Source organism: Gilliamella sp. App2-1, from assembly GCF_001690255.1.
Taxonomy (GTDB): Bacteria; Pseudomonadota; Gammaproteobacteria; order Enterobacterales; family Orbaceae; genus Gilliamella; species Gilliamella apicola_G.
Genome location: NZ_LZGR01000009.1, coordinates 1 through 3,687 on the forward strand (window position 1 = coordinate 1; position 3,687 = coordinate 3,687).

General features: G+C 36.3%; 4 protein-coding genes. All 4 read right to left on the reverse strand.

Going from position 1 to position 3,687, the window contains the following annotated elements:
• A partial coding sequence (locus A9G22_RS00735; RefSeq protein ID WP_141669928.1) for a hypothetical protein occupies positions 1-361 on the reverse strand: 361 nt, incomplete at its 3' end.
• A gap of 16 nt (positions 362-377) precedes the next feature.
• Positions 378-629 carry a hypothetical protein gene (locus A9G22_RS00740; protein ID WP_065586504.1) on the reverse strand — a complete coding sequence of 84 codons (252 nt, stop codon included), beginning with the start codon at positions 627-629 and terminating at the stop codon, positions 378-380.
• Between the two features lie 69 nt (positions 630-698).
• Complete coding sequence (locus A9G22_RS00745) at positions 699-1,514, reverse strand: DUF6708 domain-containing protein (RefSeq protein ID WP_065586508.1); 816 nt, start codon at positions 1,512-1,514, stop codon at positions 699-701.
• Between the two features lie 16 nt (positions 1,515-1,530).
• The coding region (locus A9G22_RS11315) for a DUF308 domain-containing protein (RefSeq protein ID WP_176700205.1) at positions 1,531-3,687 on the reverse strand (2,157 nt) is incomplete at its 5' end.

Consider the following 3,687-nt stretch of genomic DNA (forward strand, 5'->3'; position numbering starts at 1 on the left):
TTTTACGGTTAAAAATAATGGGACTACCTCGACGTGTAAAAAGATTTTGATAAAATTCAGGAATCATTAAATATTCGAGAATAATGTAACAAAATAAACCAGAAGTTAAAAGATAGAAAAGTGTATCACTATTGCACGTTATAATAGAATATATCAAAGATGGAATTAAAAAGATCCCCGAAATTGAGAGAAAAAAACTCATACATAAATAAAGAATCTGATCAGATTTTGTTTTACGAATAAAAGCACAGTAGTTATCATTGGCATATAGAAGACGCTGATCCGCACCCGTTAAATAGTTACCGCCTTTTACTAAATCGCTTATCCAACCAAAAATTTGGGGTTGATATTGTGATGGCATTGTTCTGCTCCTTAATTTAAATTTTATTGTTTTGAGTCACGATTAATGGCACGTCTTCACGGTTATTGTATTGAATAATAATTTGATATTTTACAATATTAAACGCGCTTATGGTGCCGGCGATCCATTTATTGATAATAAGCCCATTTTGAACTGGCTTGTCGCTATTGGTTATTGTTTTATCAGTAAGATGATTAGCCGATGTGGTTAATGTAAATTCGTCTGGCTCGTCAATAGTGTTATAATCAGGCTCAGGCAGCCCTGTCATGACATTACGGTTGCGATCATACTTATCAAAATAGGCTTTTTGTCCGTCCCCGCCCTGAGCTATTAAAACTTATTGTTTGACATGATGCCGTTGTTTAATTTCGGCGAGCTCTGCTTGCGATGTGGCATTAAACGCTTCGACCATCCATTCTGGCCAGCCTTGTCCTTTAATAATGTTGTCTTTAAATTGGGTTTCTTGTTCCCATTTGTATTTGCCATCGTTTAAGCCAGCTAATTTGTTCGCGCACATAAAGTTATTGACCCAACCCCAAACCAGATAACTGCCTATGCCAGCACGTAATGGGTCTAGCAATATATGGTCGATTGTTTTATGGGTATGGGGTTTGCACACCATTAATATGGTGGTGTTGAGTGAAGAGCGTGAAAAGTTATGCACCACCACCCCTTGTAAATGGGCCCAGTCATATTCTTTTATGCGTTTTTTATTAGGGTGCAAAAAGGTTAGCGGATTACGTAACACTTTAAAATTAAAAAAATAGCTTTCATTGATATACACTTTACCCGTTTTACGGTTAAAAATAATGGGACTACCTCGACGTGTAAAAAGATTTTGATAAAATTCAGGAATCATTAAATATTCGAGAATAATGTAACAAAATAAACCAGAAGTTAAAAGATAGAAAAGTGTATCACTATTGCACGTTATAATAGAATATATCAAAGATGGAATTAAAAAGATCCCCGAAATTGAGAGAAAAAAACTCATACATAAATAAAGAATCTGATCAGATTTTGTTTTACGAATAAAAGCACAGTAGTTATCATTGGCATATAGAAGACGCTGATCCGCACCCGTTAAATAGTTACCGCCTTTTACTAAATCGCTTATCCAACCAAAAATTTGGGGTTGATATTGTGATGGCATTGTTCTGCTCCTTATTTTAAATTTTATTGTTTTTAGTCACGATTAATGGCACGTCTTCACGGTTATTGTATTGCACAATGATTTGATATTTTACAATATTAAACGCACTTATGGTGCCGGCGATCCATTTATTGATAATAAGCCCATTTTGAACTGGCTCGTCGCTGTTGGTTGTCGTTTTATCAGTAAAATGATTAGCCGATGTGGTTAAGGTAAATTCGTCTGGCTCGTCAATTTTGCTATTATCAGGTATTGGCAGCCTAGTCAGTACGCCGTTATTACGATCATACTTATCAAAATAGGCTTTTTTATCCGTCCAAACCAGATTGAGATTACCATAGTTTTTGCTGATTGCTAATAACGCTATTTGTTGCGAGGTGATACGGTATTTTAGATCGATATATTTTTCAGGCAGTGGATCTGGCTCGCTTTTTAGATTTGGGTAATCATTAATAAATAAGCGAATCATGGCGATTGCAGTTTCATTTTGATTGTATTTGGCAAAATCGGGAATATCCAAATAAAAATAGATATGCCGTTGAAATTGATTTGGGGCATCGGGCATTGGTGTTGATGATGGTGCATGATATAGCGGTTTTAAACGAATAAAGGTTTGAATATTATAGACCATAATCGCATAGTCGTTGAGCGCTAAGCCAAAACCCGCGTGAGTGCTGTATTCATCTTCGTGATAGGCTTGATAGCCTAAATAGTCCAATTCTTCTTGCTTACCAAAGCAACAACGGTTTAACCAGTGCTGAATAGCAGTATATTTATCGTACTTTTTACTAAACATAACCGCGATTGAACCACTAATGATTAAAATAGCCCCCACAATCACAGTTATCCATGAACTAGCTAATGCTACTATAACAGTGCCAGCACCTAGGAAAAGTGAACCATAGAGTCTTGCTTTAAAATAATCTTGATCTTCCATATTCACCATATCAAACGAACTTTTTAACTCGCCAATCGCATCTAATACCGTGATCGCAGCCGTTGCTCTGGAAACGGTTTTAGAAATTATGGCATTGAACTTAAGCTTAGCTTCTATTGCTGTTGCACCTTTACCTGCTTTAATCGCTTCAGTCATTTGCATATTGAGTTTGATATTTTTATATTGGTTAGTTAAGTCGATGCTAGTTAGTACCAGTGACACCAGATCTTTAAGCATTTTCCCTTTTAGATCGGTTTCACCGTCACCTTCTTTTGCTTCATCCCATTCTTTAAGCATATCGCTAATGTTTATTAGGGTCAGGGTACCTAATATACCGTTCACCGCAAGATTGATGCTAAAAGTTATGTTCCCCGTTTTGACGTTTTGATTAGCGGTTTGTAATTCTATCTTATTATAGATACGTTCTAATTCATGTTGCGCTTTGTCTATCACGCCTCCTGCTTTTGATATTTTTTCATTGATTTTGGCTTTAGCTCGCTCTAGGGCTTTATCACTGATTTTGCGTAATTTATCAGTGATTGACGCTTTGCCTTGATTCACTTTTTCTATGTTTTCAAGCAGTGTTTTTTGTTTATGGATTAATTTGAAATAATCTTTATACTTTTGCTCCATAAATTGTTTTAAGCTGTATGGGCTTAATGTGCCATTAGTGCCGTTGATAAAGTCCACAAACAAGGCTTTACTGGCTTTATCAGGAAAGCATAGGGTAAATTTTGCTTTTTGCATTTTGCCCGAGCTGGTTTTAATGGGCTTTTCATCAATATCAAAACTTTCTAAAAAAGCAAGCTCGTGCGGGTGATAAACGCCACGATTGTAAAAACCCCGATGCATTTGGGTTAATAAATTTTGAATTTTTACGATATTTTCTGGTCTAATTTGCACGTTTATTTCAACGGGTAGTGCCCCTAGTTTGGCAAGTTCATCAAATGCATTAAGCCGCATCCAGTGCGATTTTATCGGTTTAAATAGGGTGTCTTTAGCCAGTGTTGCCTGTTTTTTTAGTGCCGTGCGGTTAAGTAAACTTTCACTATATTGGGTTGATGCGTGAGTTTGTTGTGTTGAATTAGCAAGGTTGGATAATTCTTTATTTACCGCTTCAAGGCTTTTATTTAATTCCCTATTCTTGGTTTCATAAGCCTTTTTTTCGCGCCTGAGTTTTTCTTGTGCTACGGGATCACTCGCTGGAATTTGTTTTTTTTGTTGTTCAAGCTCGTC

What these genes read in the sequence shown, in the direction of transcription:
- A9G22_RS00745 (WP_065586508.1), bottom strand. Translation starts at nt 1,514, where the DNA reads ATGCCATCACAATATCAACCCCAAATTTTTGGTTGGATAAGCGATTTA.
- A9G22_RS00740 (WP_065586504.1), bottom strand. Translation starts at nt 629, where the DNA reads ATGACAGGGCTGCCTGAGCCTGATTATAACACTATTGACGAGCCAGAC.